This window comes from Desulfoprunum benzoelyticum (assembly GCF_014201505.1).
GTDB classification, from domain to species: Bacteria; Desulfobacterota; Desulfobulbia; order Desulfobulbales; family Desulfocapsaceae; genus Desulfoprunum; species Desulfoprunum benzoelyticum.
The window spans coordinates 62,289-79,517 of record NZ_JACHEO010000018.1; the positions used below are offsets into that span (position 1 = coordinate 62,289).

20 protein-coding genes and 2 tRNA genes are annotated in these 17,229 nt (G+C 55.1%); 15 read left to right on the top strand and 7 right to left on the bottom strand.

The genetic code is table 11. The annotated features are described in order from the left end of the window. Positions 1–58 precede the first annotated feature (58 nt). The 6 genes from HNQ81_RS13685 to HNQ81_RS13710 form a co-directional block, all read right to left on the bottom strand. Positions 59–424: a hypothetical protein gene (locus HNQ81_RS13685; RefSeq protein WP_183351866.1), complete on the bottom strand. Its 366-nt coding sequence runs from the start codon at positions 422–424 to the stop codon at positions 59–61. A gap of 46 nt (positions 425–470) precedes the next feature. Further along, complete coding sequence (locus tag HNQ81_RS13690) at positions 471–1,556, bottom strand: ATP-binding protein (RefSeq protein WP_183351867.1); 1,086 nt, start codon at positions 1,554–1,556, stop codon at positions 471–473. Between the two features lie 346 nt (positions 1,557–1,902). Next, on the bottom strand, positions 1,903–2,082 hold the full coding sequence (locus HNQ81_RS13695; RefSeq protein ID WP_183351868.1) for a CsbD family protein: 180 nt from the start codon (positions 2,080–2,082) through the stop codon (positions 1,903–1,905). 106 nt (positions 2,083–2,188) lie between these two features. After that, entirely contained in the window at positions 2,189–2,479 is a 291-nt protein-coding gene (locus HNQ81_RS13700) for a sll1863 family stress response protein (protein ID WP_183351869.1), read from the bottom strand. Between the two features lie 87 nt (positions 2,480–2,566). Then, the gene (locus tag HNQ81_RS13705) at positions 2,567–2,713 is read right to left on the bottom strand and encodes a lmo0937 family membrane protein (RefSeq protein ID WP_183351870.1); all 147 of its coding nucleotides are present in this window, start codon (positions 2,711–2,713) and stop codon (positions 2,567–2,569) included. A gap of 179 nt (positions 2,714–2,892) precedes the next feature. After that, entirely contained in the window at positions 2,893–3,204 is a 312-nt protein-coding gene (locus HNQ81_RS13710; RefSeq protein ID WP_183351871.1) for a BON domain-containing protein, read from the bottom strand. 393 nt (positions 3,205–3,597) lie between these two features. On the opposite strand from HNQ81_RS13710, the gene HNQ81_RS13715 reads away from it, so the two are divergent. The 15 genes from HNQ81_RS13715 (at position 3,598) to HNQ81_RS13785 (ending at position 16,737) form a co-directional block, all read left to right on the top strand. Continuing rightward, on the top strand, positions 3,598–4,215 hold the full coding sequence (locus HNQ81_RS13715; RefSeq protein ID WP_183351872.1) for a methyltransferase family protein: 618 nt from the start codon (positions 3,598–3,600) through the stop codon (positions 4,213–4,215). A 432-nt stretch (positions 4,216–4,647) separates the two neighbouring features. Next, positions 4,648–4,722: transfer RNA gene (locus HNQ81_RS13720), tRNA-Val, on the top strand. A gap of 65 nt (positions 4,723–4,787) precedes the next feature. Continuing rightward, positions 4,788–6,731, top strand: coding sequence for a threonine--tRNA ligase (thrS, locus tag HNQ81_RS13725; RefSeq protein WP_240191729.1), 1,944 nt, complete (start codon positions 4,788–4,790; stop codon positions 6,729–6,731). Between the two features lie 102 nt (positions 6,732–6,833). Further along, complete coding sequence (gene infC, locus HNQ81_RS13730; RefSeq protein ID WP_183351887.1) at positions 6,834–7,376, top strand: translation initiation factor IF-3; 543 nt, start codon at positions 6,834–6,836, stop codon at positions 7,374–7,376. Positions 7,377–7,522: 146 nt separating this feature from the next. Beyond that, a complete protein-coding gene (rpmI, locus tag HNQ81_RS13735; protein ID WP_183351873.1) occupies positions 7,523–7,720 on the top strand; it encodes a 50S ribosomal protein L35 in 198 nt (65 codons plus the stop codon). A 90-nt stretch (positions 7,721–7,810) separates the two neighbouring features. After that, positions 7,811–8,167: a 50S ribosomal protein L20 gene (gene rplT / locus HNQ81_RS13740; RefSeq protein ID WP_183351874.1), complete on the top strand. Its 357-nt coding sequence runs from the start codon at positions 7,811–7,813 to the stop codon at positions 8,165–8,167. Between the two features lie 103 nt (positions 8,168–8,270). Further along, positions 8,271–9,287: a phenylalanine--tRNA ligase subunit alpha gene (gene pheS / locus HNQ81_RS13745; RefSeq protein WP_183351875.1), complete on the top strand. Its 1,017-nt coding sequence runs from the start codon at positions 8,271–8,273 to the stop codon at positions 9,285–9,287. A gap of 29 nt (positions 9,288–9,316) precedes the next feature. Further along, the gene (gene pheT, locus HNQ81_RS13750) at positions 9,317–11,761 is read left to right on the top strand and encodes a phenylalanine--tRNA ligase subunit beta (protein WP_183351876.1); all 2,445 of its coding nucleotides are present in this window, start codon (positions 9,317–9,319) and stop codon (positions 11,759–11,761) included. Position 11,762: 1 nt separating this feature from the next. Continuing rightward, entirely contained in the window at positions 11,763–12,053 is a 291-nt protein-coding gene (locus tag HNQ81_RS13755; RefSeq protein WP_183351877.1) for an integration host factor subunit alpha, read from the top strand. Between the two features lie 38 nt (positions 12,054–12,091). After that, positions 12,092–12,481, top strand: coding sequence for a MerR family transcriptional regulator (locus tag HNQ81_RS13760; protein WP_183351878.1), 390 nt, complete (start codon positions 12,092–12,094; stop codon positions 12,479–12,481). Positions 12,482–12,545: 64 nt separating this feature from the next. Further along, positions 12,546–12,622, top strand: a tRNA-Pro gene (locus tag HNQ81_RS13765). Positions 12,623–12,708: 86 nt separating this feature from the next. Further along, positions 12,709–13,233 (top strand): LexA family protein, encoded by a 525-nt coding sequence (locus HNQ81_RS13770; RefSeq protein WP_183351879.1) that lies wholly within the window; start codon positions 12,709–12,711, stop codon positions 13,231–13,233. Between the two features lie 98 nt (positions 13,234–13,331). After that, positions 13,332–13,760 carry a hypothetical protein gene (locus HNQ81_RS13775; protein ID WP_183351880.1) on the top strand — a complete coding sequence of 143 codons (429 nt, stop codon included), beginning with the start codon at positions 13,332–13,334 and terminating at the stop codon, positions 13,758–13,760. A 214-nt stretch (positions 13,761–13,974) separates the two neighbouring features. Next, positions 13,975–14,460 carry a hypothetical protein gene (locus HNQ81_RS13780; protein ID WP_183351881.1) on the top strand — a complete coding sequence of 162 codons (486 nt, stop codon included), beginning with the start codon at positions 13,975–13,977 and terminating at the stop codon, positions 14,458–14,460. A 153-nt stretch (positions 14,461–14,613) separates the two neighbouring features. Continuing rightward, on the top strand, positions 14,614–16,737 hold the full coding sequence (locus HNQ81_RS13785) for an HD domain-containing phosphohydrolase (RefSeq protein ID WP_183351882.1): 2,124 nt from the start codon (positions 14,614–14,616) through the stop codon (positions 16,735–16,737). 302 nt (positions 16,738–17,039) lie between these two features. Here the strand turns inward: HNQ81_RS13785 and HNQ81_RS17380 are convergent. After that, on the bottom strand, positions 17,040–17,229 hold a 190-nt coding region (locus HNQ81_RS17380; RefSeq protein ID WP_221270881.1), incomplete at its 5' end, for a hypothetical protein.

Sequence of the window (17,229 nt, forward strand, 5' to 3'; positions counted from 1 at the left end):
CCCTGAACTGCCGCGGCCGGCTGCACACATCGGCCAAGGCGTTTGCCGGAACCTGGTTTCACCAATTATTCCGGTTGCCATCGCCGGAGTTGCGATAGTGATCTCCTCTGTAATCCTGCCGGTCATCTCTGTATCTGTCATCATCGCGGTAGTCTCTGTGCCGATCCTGTCCGCAGGGCACATCACTCTGGCAGACCCGGTACCGACCGCCGGAGGCGTCGTCGCAATACGTGGCATAGCGCTGACCGGGCTGGCAGGTGGGCCGATGGGTGTCCAGGCCAATGGCTGCGCAGGGGCCGCCGCTTCCGGAGTTATAGTTCGGCACGACCTGCCACGATCCGGAACATTCGGCGGCATGGGCTGCTGAAAACTGGAGCAGGAAGGCGCCGGTAAAAACGACAGCGGCGCAGAGTGCATTTTTCATAAACTTACCCCCTTTTCTAAGATCGGCTGGTGCCGGATCCAAGGTGTCAGACCCGCGAGAAACTGATGCTGTCTTTTTCAAATTCTAAAATCATCTCAGCGCTTAAAGACGGAAGAACCTTTGGTTCGATGTCAATGAAGGTGGCCGCGGTGACCAGGTAGTCATTGCGGTCGGCAAGTTCCTGTTCGAAGGCGGCAAGGGCAACCTGCTGGAAGAGATACTGGATATCGGCAGGCGTGAAGCCGATGGTCAACTCGACCAGGAGATCGAGATCGATCCGGCCGGTATTGAGTTTGCCAAGATAGTGTTGAAGGATGGTTGCCCGCCCCTCCCTGTCCAGCCCGCCGACCGGAATGATGCAGTCAAACCTTCCCGGACGCAGCATGGCGGCATCGAGATCGCGGATGTAATTGGTGGCGCAAACGAGCAATATCTTGTTCGGCTGGCTCTTGAAGAGAGGAATCTGCTTCAGGAACTCATTGGTAATCGACTTGTCGATACGGTCGGCAACGTCACGACTGCCGGCGATCTCATCGAATTCATCGATAAACAGGACGACTTCATCAAGATTCCGTGCCTCCTCCATGACGGCCCGCAGCTTGGCGCCGATCTTCTCCACCCCGTCGGTCATCAGCATGCTGGGGACGATCTCGATGTAGCGCCAGGACAGGACGCCGGCTATCGCCTTGGCGAAATGGGTCTTGCCGGTGCCGGGAGGTCCGAAAAAAACGATGGCCTTGGGGGGAACAACCCCGTGCTTGGTCGCCAGGTTCTGTTCGAGAAGGGGAAGGATGATCCTCCGCTGGATCAGTTGCTTGGGAGGTTGCGAATCGGCGATGGTATCCCACATATCGCGACCGATGGTCTGGGCCCCCATTGCATCGAGAATTGTCTTGCGCTGATAGCTCAGGTACTCTTCAGGGGCCTGTTCCGTGTTTTCGAGGAAATCGATGCAGGCCGTCCGCAGTCCGACGTCCCTGCCGAGCTTTTCCGAGAGAAGCCACTTGTGCTTCGATATTCTGGCCCACAGGTCAGCGGCGACAGCCGGTTCAACTTCCACTCCGCTGAGTTCGAAGATGGTTTTCGTACACTCATTTGGCGTCAGGAGTGCCGGTGGGTGGGTAGTATTCATGAAATTCCTTCTATACTGGTTGTGTACGCCATCGGGTTCATGTACTGACTGCACATGAACCCGGGGGTTATTTGAGAAGCAAATGGCAGCCGCGACCGGCGCGCCGATCACCATCTGCTGACGAAGGAGTTACGGCAAAAGATTGCTTTTCGGCTGCTTGTCGACTTTGTCCTTGTCTTTCCGTTTTTGCTTTTTGTCGCTCTGCTTCTGACTTTTATCCTTGCCCTTCTTGCCGCCCTTGTCTCCCATGGTTGACACTCCTTCTCCACTGTTGTTCTTCAGATTGCATACGGATGGTTGCGGTTCTGGACTGTGCACCTCTGCACACGTCCTCTGCTTCTGTATGCTACTTTTCGACTACCTTTTTGATCTGGCCGACCTTCTCCTGAACTTTGCCGTCCAGATTTTCGATCTTGCCTTCGATTTCCAGTTCCTGGTTGTCGGTCGCCTTGCCGACAGCCTCCTTGATCGCGCCTTTCACCTGGTGCAACTTGCCTTCAACTTTGTCCTGTGTGCCTGATTTCATCTGATCCCCCTTACTGGAGTGTTGGTTGCTGCAATGTGCAGGTTTTCCTCAGCGGCCGGCCTGAACGAACTGCGCCGCCACGTCGAGGAGAAAAATTCATGTCGGATCACTCCTTAAAAGTGGTGACTGTATTTTCCAATGTAGACTGCAGGTCGCCCCAGATGTTTTCTACTCCGTCCTTGAGCAGATTCCAGGCGTCGTCATCGGCCTCAGCCATTTCTTTGAGTTTGGCCTTGGTCGCGTCGGCCATCCTCTGCAAATCCTCAACTTGTCGGGCATGTCTGATCTGTTCATCGGCTGCAAGCTTCTTCCGCTGGTTCTTCAACTCGTCCAGCCTGGCCTGGACTACATCCAGCTCGGCAACAAACTTCTCGGTGTATTCATCTTTCTCGCTCATACGGGATGTCTCCTGTGTTCATCGTTTCGAAAAATTCGGCCTGTCTGCAGGGATAAACGGCACAATCAAATCCTTTGCCATGGTGCTTTACACACGTCGGCCTTGAATGACGCGCAGTAGGATCACCACGACGGCGACAACCAGGAGAAGATGAATAAGACCGCCCATGGTGTAGGAGGAAACAAGTCCTAAAATCCAGAGGATAACCAGAATTACTGCAATTGTTTCAAGCATTGGAGTTCTCCTTTTGCGATACATCAGCCGTTCGTGCCTCTCCATGTCTTCGTGGAGGATATGAGCGACCGCCGGGGATGCAGACTGACGCGGCACAGAAGATTCTTGTCATGGCCGCTCTTTCGGCATCCGTTTGCAGCCCTCGCTCCGGGAGGTTTAGGGCCCGGAGCGAAGCGCCATTATTTGAGTCGCATGTCATTCTTGACCGATGTCACCCCTTGGACACCCCGGGCAAGGTCGATAGCTCTGTTGATGTCGGACTGAGAATTAACGAAGCCGCTTAACTGCACCACACCCTTGAATGTTTCGACGTTGATCTCAGTCGCTTTCAGGGAGCTGTCGCCCATGATTGCGGCTTTGACCTTGGCGGTAATGACAGTATCGTCGACATACTCTCCAACTCCCTCCTGTTTCTGCGTCGAAGCACAGCCGAGGAAAATGGTCAACAGGATGATTGACAGAAAAGCTGAGAAAATCTTTGGTCGATTCATGGCTAACCTCTCATAATAGTGGTGATACTCTGTACTCCTCAAAGATACGCTCTCTTTGGAGTTCCGGTGACGATCGTTGCGATCTTTGTCATGGTAGCAATCTATATAAAGCAATCTCTGTGCCGTGTTATCATCTCCACAGCTCTTGAATATAAAACATCGTTTACATAGGACATATCTGATGCTGACGACTCCTTTGCCGTCAGCATCGACATCGCAAACAGGGTCATATCCAACCAGTGGCCATATATGACCACTGGGCCGACGTTCATGGCCGTTAGCGGTTCACAGGCAATGAGAGATTGCGCGCGCGAGGCGGCTGCTCTACAGTTGTACTGCAGGCAACTCGGAATCCGGTGAGACCCGAAGGGACGGAAGTTTGAGAAAGGGGCAATGAGTTTAATACTGCTGTCATTTTTATGGATCGGCTGGTGTGCCGGGCACAGCCTGCTGATCGATCCCGTCGTTATCGGCGCCATCGAGAGCCGGGTGCCGGGGGTGGCCAGGTATTACCGACTGCTCTATAACGCGCTGGCCTTCCTGACGCTGGTGCCGCTGGCAATCGTCACCGGTCTGGCCGGAGGGCCGCCGGTCTTTGCCTGGCAGGGCTGGGGCAACGTCATCCGCATCCTCCTGCTTGTCTGCGCCCTCCTCCTCTTCCGCGGCGGCGCCAAACAGTACGACCTCCAGTATGTTGTCGGTCTCAAACAACTGCGGACAGGCAAGACCCCCCTTCTCCTCACCGATTCTCCCGATTTCAGCGCCAACGGCGTTTTCGGCCTGGTTCGTCATCCCTGGTATCTCGGCTCCCTGCTGCTCATCTGGTCGGCGTTGCCCGTCTACCCGCTGCCGAAGTTTGTCGCGGCGGTCATCCTGTCCTGCTATCTGGTGATCGGCACGCTGCTGGAGGAGCGCAAGATCATCGCCCGTCACGGCGAGAGGTATCGCGCCTATCAACAGCAGGTATCGATGCTTTTCCCCTTGAAATGGCTGAAAAAAAAGCTGGAGTAGACCCGTGTGTTTTCGCCTTTTGAATATTGCACCATAACGCGAGGCGAAAGAATGCCCTGATCCCGGACCTTGAACAGGACCTCATCAACCGGTATGGACAGGGCCGGGACCAGCCTGAAATCCCTGAGTATACCGTGCATAGCATCGACGAACATATCAAGGCGGTAGACAAGGCCTGAGCGACTGCAAAAAAACGCGCAAAAGTATTGCGACGACTACGGACATATGATATAAGACACAGCGCAATCACGCAGATGCTGGAAGCTAGTGGGGACTTCAAGTCCATCTCCCTGATCGCTGGATACAAAAACCCGGCGGTGACCATGAAGCGATGCCAGCACTCGTCAACGCGACTCCGAAAAGTGACAAAGTCAAGCACTGGCAACACCTTGTACCGCTTCGGAGAACAACAGAAAGCAGCAAACGCAGTATAGGCGCGTAGCTCAGTGGGAGAGCGCTACCTTGACGTGGTAGATGTCGTGGGTTCAATCCCCTCCGCGCCTACCAAATAGAAGGCTAAAGTAAGAACGACCTTGACAATGGGTCGTTTGCTCTTTAGCCTTTATTTTTATATGAAACCACCAAAAGCGATGGAAATAGCCGTCACCCTGCAGGATGGAGAAACAATCCGTGTGCCCGCTCCGATCACCGTACGCGAAGCACTCGACCGTCTCCAGTCCAACAAGCAGAAGAAACGCACTATCGCCGTCAGGGCAAATGGACAGGCGGTCGACCTGAGCCGGATGCTTGAGAGTGACACGACGCTGCAGCCGATTCTCATTGATACCGAAGACGGTCTCGACATCCTTCGTCACAGCACCGCCCATGTCATGGCCCAGGCGGTGCGCGATGTCTTCGGCACCGAGGTCAAGGTCGCGATCGGGCCATCGATCGAAAACGGTTTCTATTACGATTTCCTGCGGGACACCCCCTTCAGTCCAGAAGATTTCGAACGGATCGAGCAGCGGATGCAGGAGATCGCCGATGCCTCCCAGCCCTTTATCCGCACCGAAATGGCAAGTGACGAGGCCATCGCGCTGTTTGAACGGCAGGATGAGAAGTACAAGGTCGAATTGATCAGGGATCTCGAAGCGGACACCGTTTCCCTGTACCGGATCGGCGAGTTTACCGATCTCTGCCGCGGACCGCACCTTCCCGACACCTCCTTTGTCAAGGTCTTCAAGCTGTTGCGGGTGGCCGGAGCCTACTGGCGCGGGGACGAAAACAACGACGTTCTCCAGCGCATCTACGGCACCGCCTTTTTTGACCCGAAGGCCCTGAACAAATACCTCCACGATCTGGAGGAGGCGAAAAAGCGCGATCATCGCAAGCTTGGCCGCGAACTCGAACTGTTCACCACCCAGGATCATATCGGCCCCGGCCTCATCCTCTGGCAGCCCAAAGGCGCCCAGTTGCGCCGCCTGATCGAAGATTACTGGAAGGACGAGCATTACCGGCACGACTACGAATTGCTGTACACCCCACACATCGCCCGCCAGGACCTGTGGAAGACATCGGGGCACCTCGATTTCTACAGCGAGAACATGTACTCGCCGATGGACATCGACGAGATCAAGTACCAGCTCAAGCCGATGAACTGCCCGTTCCACATCGGCGTCTACAACACCCGCAAACGCAGCTATCGTGAATTCCCGCTGCGCTGGTGCGAACTGGGAACGGTCTACCGCTACGAACGGGCCGGGGCCCTGCACGGACTGCTGCGGGTCCGCGGCTTCACCCAGGACGACGCCCACATATTCTGCCGGCCGGACCAGTTGGAAGAGGAGATCTTCAATATCCTCAACCTCAATCTCCACATTCTGCAGACCTTCGGGTTTTCCGACTACGATATCTATCTCTCGACCCGGCCGGAGAAATATGTCGGCAGCGACGAGAACTGGTCGCGGGCGACGGAAGCGCTGAAACTGGCCCTGGAGAAAAAGGGACTGGACTTCATGATCGATCCCGGTGAAGGTGTATTCTACGGACCGAAAATCGACATCAAGATCAAGGATGTGCTCGGCCGGGCCTGGCAGTGTTCAACGATCCAGGTCGACTTCAACCTGCCGGAACGCTTCGAGATGACCTACACCGGCGCCGACAATGCCGAACACCAGCCGATCATGATCCACCGGGCCCTGATGGGCTCGCTCGAGCGTTTCATCGGTGTCCTTATCGAGCATTACGCCGGAGTCTTCCCCCTCTGGTTTGCCCCGGTCCAGGCCCGTATTCTCAACATCACCGACGATCAGATCGATTACTGCCAGCAGATCTACGAACAGCTGCGCCAGGCCGGTGTCCGGATCGAGAAGGATGTGCGGAACGAAAAATTGAATTACAAGATACGCGAGGCCCAACTCGCCAAAATCCCCTACATGCTGATTGTGGGCGACAAGGAAAAGGAAAGTGGTACGGTTACCGTGCGCCTGCGCGACGGCAAGAACCTGCCGGCTATGTCAGTCGGGGAATTCGCCCGCAAGGTCGACGAGGAGTGCCGGGCCGGCCGCGGAATCTGAAAGACGGACGAGGAACCCGGAACCAGCTTTCCGCCATCGGCAACAGGGCTGGCCCAGATGAAAAACATTCGTAAATGCTCGTAGAATCGAGGAGGTAATACTATTAACAAAAAGGGAAAGACGACGACGGTTCAACGTGAAGAACAGTCAACAACGAACGACGGCATCCGCTACGCCAAGGTCAGACTGATCGGCAGCGACGGCAGCCAGTTGGGTATATTCACAGCCGAAGAGGCACGGCAGATGGCCTACAACGAGGGCCTCGATCTGGTCGAGATGTCGGCGAACGCCGATCCTCCGGTCTGCCGGATAATGAACTACGACAAATTCCGCTACGAGCAGAAGAAAAAACAGCAGGAAGCGAAGAAAAAACAAACTGTCATTGAAACGAAAGAAATCAAGTTCCGCCCCAAGACCGAGGAACACGATCTCAATTTCAAGATCGGCCACATCAAAAAGTTCCTCAGCCAGAAGAACAAGGTCAAACTGACCATGCGGTTTCGGGGTCGTGAGATCGTCTACGCCCAGACGCTCGGTCTCGAAGCGATGAACAAGATCATGGAGACCCTCGAAGAGGACGCTATCATTCTTCAACCGCCGAAGATGGAAGGCCGGCAACTCGTCATGTTCGTAGGTCCAAAATAGAGTACGAAATATATTTTTCAGCCCCCGTTGAAGACTATATAGTTTTTTGAGTTTCATCATAATTGTTGCTGGATTGCCCTGTCATCCGCCAGGGACCGGCAGAGCGGTTCAACAGCACTGTATAAGAAGCATAAAGGAGTTGTGTCATGCCAAAAATGAAAACAAAACGAGGCGCCGCCAAGCGTTTCAAAGCTACCGGCACCGGAGCGATCAAACGCAACAAGGCGTTTTCCAGCCATATACTGACCAAGAAATCGACCAAGAGGAAACGCGGCCTGCGCAAGAGCGATCTTGTCGACTCCGCCAACCTCAAATCAGTCAGGAAGATCCTGCCATATCTGTGATATCGGGTATCGATCCAGCCTGGAGACAGGGATCATAAGCCCATAAGGCCCGGCAATGAGCATTCGGGCAAGGAATAAAGGAGTACGACAATGCCACGCGTAACACGAGGATTCAAGGCACGCAGGAGAAGAAACCGGGTATTGAAACTGGCGAAAGGTTACTATGGCGCACGATCGCGTCTGTTCCGTTCCGCCGCCGAGGCCGTCGATCGCGCCCTCAACTATGCATTCCGGGATCGCCGCGCCAAAAAGCGCGATTTCCGCCGGCTGTGGATAGCCCGGATCAATGCCGGCGCCGACATGAACGATATCAGCTACAGCAGATTCATGGGCGGCCTGAAAAAGGCCGGAATCGAACTCGACAGGAAGGTCCTTTCCAATATGGCCATCCTCGATGCCGAGTCCTTCTCGAAGTTGGTTCGGCTGGCAAAAGAAGCAAACGCCTGATCTACTTCCCGCTATTCCTGTATTTTCGCGCATGCCGGCGGTGGTTTCGATGAAACTGCCGCCGGCATGCTGTTTCATTGAGCATCTCACCTGATAACTATCTATGGAACACGAGTTACAGAACCTGGAACGGGAAGCACGGCAAGAGCTTGCCGCCATTACCGCCAACAGCCAACTGGAAGATTTCCGCATCCGGTTCCTCGGCCGTAAAAGCCGGTTCAGCACGATCCTGCGCCAGCTCGGGTCGGCGTCCGACGAGGACCGTCCGCGCCTTGGCCAACTGGCCAATACCATCAAGAAGGAAATCGAACGGCTCTACGAGCAGCGCCAGGAGGCAATCCGGCAATCCACTTCGACCGCCGATGAGACCGAGGCGCAGCCTGACCTCAGTCTGCCCGGCAGGGTAGCTGAAATCGGCCGCCTCCATCCCGTCACCCAGATCATGCAGGAGATCTGCGCGATCTTCGAAAATCTCGGGTTCTCGGTCGCCGAAGGACCGGATGTCGAACAGGATTACTACAACTTCGAGGCCCTGAACATCCCGGCTCACCACCCGGCCAGGGACATGCACGACACCTTCTACGTCAGCGACTCGATCCTGCTGCGCACCCACACCTCGCCGATGCAGGCCCGCATCATGGAAACCCGCCAGCCGCCGCTGCGGGTCATCGCCCCGGGCAAGGTCTATCGCTGCGATTCGGACATCACCCACACCCCGATGTTCCACCAGGTCGAAGGTTTTCTCGTTGACAAGCAGGTCTCCTTCGCCGACCTCAAAGGAGTGTTGACGGTCTTCACGCAGAAAATGTTCGAGCGGGATCTGCCGCTGCGTTTCCGCCCCAGTTTCTTCCCCTTCACCGAACCGAGCGCCGAAGTCGATATCGCCTGCGTCATCTGCGGCGGCGAAGGATGCCGGGTGTGTAAGAAAACCGGCTGGCTCGAGATTCTCGGCTCCGGCATGATCGATCCTGAAGTCTTCCGGATGGTGGGTTATGACCCGGAGGTCTACAGCGGCTTCGCCTTTGGTCTCGGAGTCGAGCGGATCGCCATGCTCAAGTACGGTATCGACGACATCCGTCTGTACTACGAAAACGATCAACGATTCCTGTCTCAGTTCTAACGAGCCTTTATCATCACACGACAACTGCCATGAAGTTCACGCTTGACTGGTTGAATCACTATGTAGACACCGATGGGCACACCGCCGATCAGCTGGCCGAATACCTGACCATGCTGGGACTGGAAGTCGATGCCGTCAGCCCGCTGCATCAGGAGCTGGCTCCGCTGAAGACCGCCAGGATCATCTCGGCGCAACCCCACCCGGATGCCGACAAACTGACCCTCTGCGAGGTGGCCGTCGGCGACGAGATCCTGCAGATCGTCTGCGGCGCTCCCAATGCCCGCTCCGGGCTCAACACCGTCGTCGCCCTGCCCGGCACGACCTTGCCCGGAGAGATGAAAATCAAGAAGTCCAAGGTCCGCGGGGTTGAGTCCTGCGGCATGCTCTGTTCCGAACGTGAACTGGCGCTGAGCGACTCCCATACCGGGATCATGGAACTGCCGGAAGGCACTGCCCATGGCCAGTCCTTCATCACCGCTCTGGGCCTCGAGGATACGATGATCGAGGTCGATCTGACCCCGAACCGGCCCGACTGCGCCTCGGTCATCGGCATCGCCCGCGAAATCGCCGGCAAACTCCAGCGCCCGCTGCGTCTGCCGGTCGAAGGCGCCAGAGTCGATCACACCAGCAGGAGCTTTTCAGTCGATGTCGAATCGTCCGAACTCTGTCCCCGTTACGCCGCCCGCCTGGTCACCGGGATCAAGATCGGCCCATCACCGATGTGGCTGCGCAACCGGCTGACCTCCATCGGCCTCCGCCCGATCAACAACGTTGTCGACATCACCAACTTCGTGATGATGGAGTACGGACAGCCCCTGCATGCCTTCGATTTCGACAACCTCAAAGGGGGAAAGATCATCGTCCGTTCCCCGAAGGACGGGGAGACGACGTTCACCACTCTCGACGGGGTCGAGCGCAAACTCAGCCCCGAGATGCTCCTGATCTGCGACGGCGACCGACCGGTAGCCCTGGCCGGCATCATGGGCGGCATGAACTCCGAGGTCACCGAAGACACGACCACCGTCCTGCTGGAGAGCGCCTGCTTCAACCCGGTCTCGATCCGTAAGACCGCCCGCAGACTCGGCCTTGCCACCGACGCCTCCTACCGTTTCGAACGCGGCGTCGATCCGGATGGCGTGTGCAACGCCATGGACCGGGCGGTACAGCTGTTGTCCGAACTCGCCGACGGCACGGCGGAGGATGCCGGGCGGGATGTCTATTTGGGCAGACTGCCGATGAAAACCCTGACCCTGCGGGTCTCCCGCACCTGTTCCCTCCTCGGCATCGATCTTCATGCCGCGACGATCACCACTCTCCTCCAATCGATCGGTTTTCTCTGCAAGCCAAAAGACGACGATACCTTATGGGTCAGGATCCCGACCTACAGAGTCGACATCGACCGGGAGGCCGATCTGATCGAAGAGGTGGCCCGCCTCCATGGCTACGGCAACATTCCAGTGACACTGCCCCAGGTAAGCCTCAGTTATCCGGAACAGGACCAGGGAAGGATCAAGAGGACCACCATCACCAGACTCTTGACCGGTATCGGGTTCAGCGAGGCGATCAACTACAGTTTTTCCAACGATAAATACCTCGATCTGCTACAACTGGCATCAGACGACGACCGCCGTCACACCGTCCGGCTGCTCAACCCGCTCAGCGAGGAGCAGGGAGTTTTACGGACATCGCTCCTGCCGGGCCTGCTCGAAAATGTCGATCGTAACATCCGCTTCCAGAAGACGGAAGTCAAGCTCTTCGAACTCGGCAAGGTCTTTACCGACATCGGTGCAGCCACCCAGCCGATAGAGAGGAACCGGCTGGCCGGCATCCTCTGCGGCAATCGTCACGGTTATGCCTCGCCGCTGCATTTCAAGGAGAATAAGGTTGATTTTCTCGACGCCAAAGGGGCGGTGGAATTCATCCTTGGCCAGATGCGGCTCAACCTGCCGGCTGGGCCGACCCGCATCGATTTTCAACTTCCGGGACCAGACGGCAGGGAACCCTTTGTCGTTCCCGGCGAGACCCTGCAGGTCCGCCACGCCGAGACCGTCCTCGGCAGCCTCGGCCGGATCCGGCCGGAAATCCTGCGCAGTTTCGACATCAAACTGGACGTCTTCTACTTCGATCTCGATTTCGATGCCCTGTGCAATCTCGTCGCCGCCCCGAAGTCGTTCACCGCGTTGCCGGTCTACCCCTCCGTCAAACGCGATATCGCCCTCGTCATCCCCGGCTCCATCGCCGCAGGCGACCTGGTCAATGCGATACGCACCAGCCGCGATGCCCTGATCGAGGACGTCACCATCTTCGATGTCTACCAGGGAAAAACCATCCAAAAGGGCTACAAGAGCGTGGCGATTTCGGTCACCTACCGTTCATCGACCAAGACACTGACAGAAAAGAATGTTGAAAAATCCAACAGAAAAATAGTAGACTTGCTGACAGAGAAATTTGGAGCGAGTTTGCGGGATGCCTGATATGAATTCATCCAACCTGACCCGAAGAGAACTGGCCGAGGCCATTGCTGAACGCCTCGGCTTTTCCCAGAGCAACTGCGCCGATATTGTCGATTGCGTCTTCGATTCCATGAAGAAGACACTCCTTGAGGGAGAACCGATCAAGATCGTGCACTTCGGCACATTTTCGGTGCGCAGCAAATCGCCGCGGAACGGGAGAAATCCGCGCACCGGTGAGGCAATCACGATCAAGAAACGGCGGACCGTCGGTTTCAGACCAAGCAGACAGTTGCGGGAAGAGATCAACAGATAGCTGTTTCCTGCAAATCTTACAAGGAGTTCGGCTGGCGCATGAACGTGGAGATCCCAGACAAGCTCTATTTTAAGATCGGCGAAGTGAGCAAGCTGGCGGGTGTTCCCCCCCATGTCCTTCGCTACTGGGAAAGTGAATTCAGCGCGATTCGTCCCAAACGTGCCAACTCCAAACAGCGACTCTACCGCCGAACCGATGTCGAACTGATCCTCAAACTCAAAGAACTCCTGCATGAACAAAGGTACACCATCGCCGGAGCCAGGAAATTCCTCTCGGACGAAGGTGTCCCGCACGATGAAAGTCTTCATGAACATCCCGTCAAGCCCCCGGCCCGGCATCCCGATCCAAACGGTGTGCCCGCCACCCTCGACCGAATAAAGAGAGAACTTCGGGCCCTGCAACTGCTCCTGCAGGGCAAAGACCGTTGATTCTCCCTGCCATACCTTCTGTTGACAGCCTCTACAACTCATGTTACATAGAGCGTCACAATAACGGGATGTAGCGCAGTCTGGTAGCGCACCTGAATGGGGTTCAGGGGGCCGGAGGTTCAAATCCTCTCATCCCGACCAGCTGAAAATAAAGGGTTTAACAGTCATAACCGGCTGTTAAACCCTTTTTTTGTGGGTTTTTGCAATCTGCCTGCAATTGACTCGCATTGACAAAGTACGCGCCAAGTGACTATAAAACACCCAACATTCCCCCCAAGATTCGGTCTGAAGGTCAACGGCTCGGCAATCTCTACCCCGCCCGAACCGCCGAACGTCGGCCGGGCTTTTTTTGGGCCGAAAACTGCTGCAAAATGGTCCCGGTGATCTCATGGGTGCAGGCCGGAGACTGGCACGAGGTAGACGACCCATATCCGCCCGGGTACGCCGAGCAGTGGGTGCAGACATTCGAGACAAATCACCCGAACGCCTTCGTCCTCACCGTGGTCGGTCATTCGATGCAGCCCGAATTCACCAAGGGGGACATCATCATCATCGACCCGGGCCTTGAGCCTGTCAGCGGGGATTATGTCATCGCCAGGAATAGAGAAGACGCGACTTTCAAGCAGCTCATCCGCGACGGCGCGAGCGTATTGCTCAAGCCGGCGAACGACCGCTACCCGATCAAAGACATCACAGGGCAACCGGTGAAAATTGTCGGCGTCGTTGTTGGCAAACAGAAGCAGTACAGATGATGGTTCGTCCGCTGGCACGCAGGAATGCTGGAACTGGAAGTTGGGAGACAGCAGGATGGAGTGCTATGCGAGAACTATGACTTGCCTTGTTAAGCATCATGACTGAGGACGAACGCTGGACGCATCTCGTAGCTCTAGATGATGAACTTCTCAAGAGAGGAGTCCTCCTCCCGGAATGGTGCACTTTCATCGTTCGAGACGTAGACATGGCATTCGCCGCCGGGGGATATTTAGCCGCAATACTTACTGCCGTTTCGGGAATCGAGACGTATCTCCGATCAGAGTATTCCATAACCAGAAAGGAACGCTTGGCGGAGCTAATTGACCAAGCAGAAATTGATGCCAACTTAAAGGCAGATCTTCATGCCCTCCGAAAGTATCGAAACAAGTGGGTTCATGTTGATAACCCTTGGGAGGATGAAGAACTGCCTGAGCACTCCGATATGATTGAAGGTGAGCTTGAAGAAATAGCGATCTTCGCTGTGCGTGCTTTGCGCAGAACAATCTATAAAAACCAGTGGGTCTAACCCACGACGGTTAACCCTGCGATCCACCGGACTCGGCGAGGCACATAACTCAACTAACGCTACCCGATCCGCAACATTGCTGGAATCGTTTAAAGAATAGTCGGGGGTGGTAGTGGAGAAAAGGAAGAGGTATTGAGGCAACACTGGAATTCAGCGGCCCCCGCATACAGCACGGGTCCGGTGAGACCAACATTATGAATTTTATGATCTGATCATGCAAATAGAGATAGACCGTAAAGACTATAAGAAATCAAGAAACAAAAAAACAGAAAACCCGGTATGGGCTGTTGTCTGGAGATTTCTTCTTATTTCTGCAATTATTGACGGTGGCATCTATTTCTATTTTCATAAAATTCAAAACATCACTGTTTCTGAAGGTATCAGGAGAATTAGATTAGCAATTCATGGAAATACAGATCAGAACACTAGAAAATTTATCGTAAACAAAGAATATCAAAAGAAGAATATAACAAATAATAATAGTGAGTCAAAAACTAAAAATATATCGAGATTTAATGAAAACTATCACACAAACAATCTTGTCCAACACTCCTCATATGAGATGAACACCAGACCAGTTCAAAGATTGGATAAACTCTATTGTTGGGTAGAGGAGGATGGCAGTTTGCATTTTTCTAATATTGGTTTCCCTTCAACTAAAAATTTCAAAGTTATCAGTTGCGAACGACAAAATCGTTAACAATCAATGTTTTTTCAACAAACACAGGTTATCCAAAGAACAGCCGGCGTGGAGATGGAGAAGAGGAAAAGGTACTGAAGCAACACTGTAATTCAGCGATCCTGGCAAACAGCGCATGTACAGCATGCTAGACGCTGACCGCTGGAGAATGCCATGGAGGGACACATCATGGAAGACTTGCCGCAGATCCCTGGCATGAAGCGCCGTGCGTGGCGCTATGCCCTTCGAATTGCCGCCATCTACTTCGGAGTCAGTGCATTATGGGTTGTAACTTCTGACAACGTGATTACCGACATCGTTGACCAGATACCCCATCTCTCGGCCATACAGACCTATAAGGGCTTGATTTTTGTCCTTGTTACATCACTCCTCATCTACGTGCTGGTCCATCGTTATCTGGCCCGACAGGAAGTAGTGGTTGAACAACTCCACGCCAGCGAAGCCCGCTATCGCCATCTCTACGACGACAATCCTGTCCCCATGTGGGTCTACGACATAGAGACTCTGCGTTTTCTTGCGGTAAACGAAGCTGCCATAGACCAGTACGGGTATTCCCGCGAAGAGTTTATGGCGATGACAATCTTGGACATCCGTCCACCCGAGGATTGGGAACGTCTTCAAAAGAACATCGCCGCTGTTACAAGCGGACTGGATCGCGCGGGAATCTGGAAGCATTTGAAGAAAGACGGCAGCCTGATCCATGTCGAGATTGCATCCCATACGATAACGTTCGACGAACGCCGGGCAGAATTGGTTCTGGCTCATGACATCACCGAAAGGCAGCGGGCGGAAGCGGAACTCCTCCGGACCCAGGAAACTCTCAAGCTTGCCTTGGCCGCAGCGGGGATAGGAACTTGGGAAGTCGACCTCACTACCCAGGAGCATAACTTGACATGGTCGGAGGGATACGGCCGCTTGTATGGACTGACGCCGGAGGAACTCCCTCGTAATGGATCGCAGTTTTTCGAACGCGTTCATCCAGACGACCACGACATCATCCGGCAACGCATCGAACACTCCATCCGGGAGGATCTGCGCTATGAGTGCGAGTTCCGCATTTTCTTGCCTAACGGCGATATTCACTGGCACCTGGCATTGGGACGCGCCTTGCGGGACCAGAATGGAAAAGCGGTGCGATTTCTGGGTGTCGGAAGAGACATAACAGGGCGCAAGCGCATGGAAGAGCGCATGCAGGTGCAGTTGAAACAAATGGAATCCCTGCATGAAATCGAGGTGTCGATTGCGAGCACTTTGGATGTGACGCTGACGCTGAACATCCTGGCGCAGGCGGTTGTTCGCCACCTGGGAGTGTCCGCCGCCGACATTCTCCTCCTGAAGCTTGCCGGGAATACGCTTGACTTCGCCTGTGGGCAGGGGTTTCTTACCGATAGCCTCAAGTCGTGGCGCGTCAAACTGGGGGAAGGTTATGCGGGACGTGTCGCACTTGAACGCCAGCGGCTCTACGTGCCCAACCTCACAGAGGCGGGAGAAGACTTCATGCGTGCCCGCCTGCTGTCGGGAGAAGGGTTCACGGCCTATGTCGGTGTGCCGTTGATCGCCAAGGGACAACTGAAAGGCGTGTTGGAGGTCTTTCACCGCGATCCTCTTACCCCCGACGACGGATGGTTTCGATTTCTGGAGACTGCCGGGAGACAGGCAGCAGTTGCCATCGATAACTCTCAAATATTCGAGCAGTTGCAGCGCACCAACGCCGATTTGTCGCTTGCGTACGAAGCGACGATCGAGGGGTGGTCACGCGCCATGGATATGCGTGACAAGGAGACTGAGGGGCACACGCAACGGGTTACAGAGCTTTCACTGCGGCTTGGGCGGGCAATGAGAATGAGCGAAGACCAGCTCGTTCACCTGCGGCGGGGAGCCCTGCTGCACGACATGGGGAAACTCGGGGTTCCGGATCAGGTACTTCTGAAGCCGGACAAATTGACCGATGACGAATGGGCTATCATGCGGCAACATCCTCAGATCGCCTTTGACATGCTCTCCGCCATCGAGTACCTGCGGCCTGCCCTCGACGTGCCGTACTGCCATCACGAAAAGTGGGACGGCACCGGATACCCGCGAGGCCTCAAGGGAACGCAGATCCCGATCGCCGCCAGGATCTTTTCGGTTGTGGATGTGTGGGACGCCCTGCGTTCGGATCGTCCGTATCGCCCGGCATGGTCGGAGGAAAGAACGATGGAGTATATCCAGTCTCTCTCTGGTAAGGACTTCGATCCCAAGGTCGTGGACGAATTTATGAAGTGCATTGTCGGATAGCCTTGCCTACGCACTGCCCCACCGGATTCGCTGCGGCATGCCGGCGAACGACCGTTATCCGATCAAGGATCGTTAGTTTTTATCTCTTTTGGCAGAATTTCGGCAAAAACTGGGAGCCATATTCGCTATCGCCTCCAAACAAAAGATACATAGACTCAGGGAACATCCCAATATTCGAATCAAACATTGATAGATCGGGAAGTTCGTTGCAATGTGTCGCTTACGGCGAAACGCTCATCGCACCCTGGTTCGGGGGAGATGCCGCCAAAAAGCAAACACGGCGACTTGATATCGAGCCGGTTTCATGCAATGCTTTCCAAAATGCTCGCGCCAGGATCGTCGATGGCAAGTGGTATGGTTGACAGGGCTGCCCAGTACCGGACCAGCAGCGTTGCCAGGCACTGGCGGTAAAGGACTGCAGCGGCGCGCCTGCCGCCTTGCAGATCCGGCAATGGGTGGTCCGCAGCATCGAGGTGACATGAAATCCGGCAG

What these genes read in the sequence shown, in the direction of transcription:
- HNQ81_RS13710 (WP_183351871.1), bottom strand. Translation starts at nt 3,204, where the DNA reads ATGAATCGACCAAAGATTTTCTCAGCTTTTCTGTCAATCATCCTGTTG.
- HNQ81_RS13690 (WP_183351867.1), bottom strand. Translation starts at nt 1,556, where the DNA reads ATGAATACTACCCACCCACCGGCACTCCTGACGCCAAATGAGTGTACG.
- pheS (WP_183351875.1), top strand. Translation starts at nt 8,271, where the DNA reads ATGGAACACGAGTTACAGAACCTGGAACGGGAAGCACGGCAAGAGCTT.
- HNQ81_RS13685 (WP_183351866.1), bottom strand. Translation starts at nt 424, where the DNA reads ATGAAAAATGCACTCTGCGCCGCTGTCGTTTTTACCGGCGCCTTCCTG.
- thrS (WP_240191729.1), top strand. Translation starts at nt 4,788, where the DNA reads ATGAAACCACCAAAAGCGATGGAAATAGCCGTCACCCTGCAGGATGGA.
- rpmI (WP_183351873.1), top strand. Translation starts at nt 7,523, where the DNA reads ATGCCAAAAATGAAAACAAAACGAGGCGCCGCCAAGCGTTTCAAAGCT.
- HNQ81_RS13785 (WP_183351882.1), top strand. Translation starts at nt 14,614, where the DNA reads ATGGAGGGACACATCATGGAAGACTTGCCGCAGATCCCTGGCATGAAG.
- HNQ81_RS13695 (WP_183351868.1), bottom strand. Translation starts at nt 2,082, where the DNA reads ATGAAATCAGGCACACAGGACAAAGTTGAAGGCAAGTTGCACCAGGTG.
- HNQ81_RS13715 (WP_183351872.1), top strand. Translation starts at nt 3,598, where the DNA reads ATGAGTTTAATACTGCTGTCATTTTTATGGATCGGCTGGTGTGCCGGG.
- HNQ81_RS13780 (WP_183351881.1), top strand. Translation starts at nt 13,975, where the DNA reads ATGCAAATAGAGATAGACCGTAAAGACTATAAGAAATCAAGAAACAAA.
- HNQ81_RS13705 (WP_183351870.1), bottom strand. Translation starts at nt 2,713, where the DNA reads ATGCTTGAAACAATTGCAGTAATTCTGGTTATCCTCTGGATTTTAGGA.
- HNQ81_RS13700 (WP_183351869.1), bottom strand. Translation starts at nt 2,479, where the DNA reads ATGAGCGAGAAAGATGAATACACCGAGAAGTTTGTTGCCGAGCTGGAT.
- HNQ81_RS13760 (WP_183351878.1), top strand. Translation starts at nt 12,092, where the DNA reads ATGAACGTGGAGATCCCAGACAAGCTCTATTTTAAGATCGGCGAAGTG.
- HNQ81_RS13775 (WP_183351880.1), top strand. Translation starts at nt 13,332, where the DNA reads ATGACTGAGGACGAACGCTGGACGCATCTCGTAGCTCTAGATGATGAA.
- rplT (WP_183351874.1), top strand. Translation starts at nt 7,811, where the DNA reads ATGCCACGCGTAACACGAGGATTCAAGGCACGCAGGAGAAGAAACCGG.
- pheT (WP_183351876.1), top strand. Translation starts at nt 9,317, where the DNA reads ATGAAGTTCACGCTTGACTGGTTGAATCACTATGTAGACACCGATGGG.
- HNQ81_RS13755 (WP_183351877.1), top strand. Translation starts at nt 11,763, where the DNA reads ATGAATTCATCCAACCTGACCCGAAGAGAACTGGCCGAGGCCATTGCT.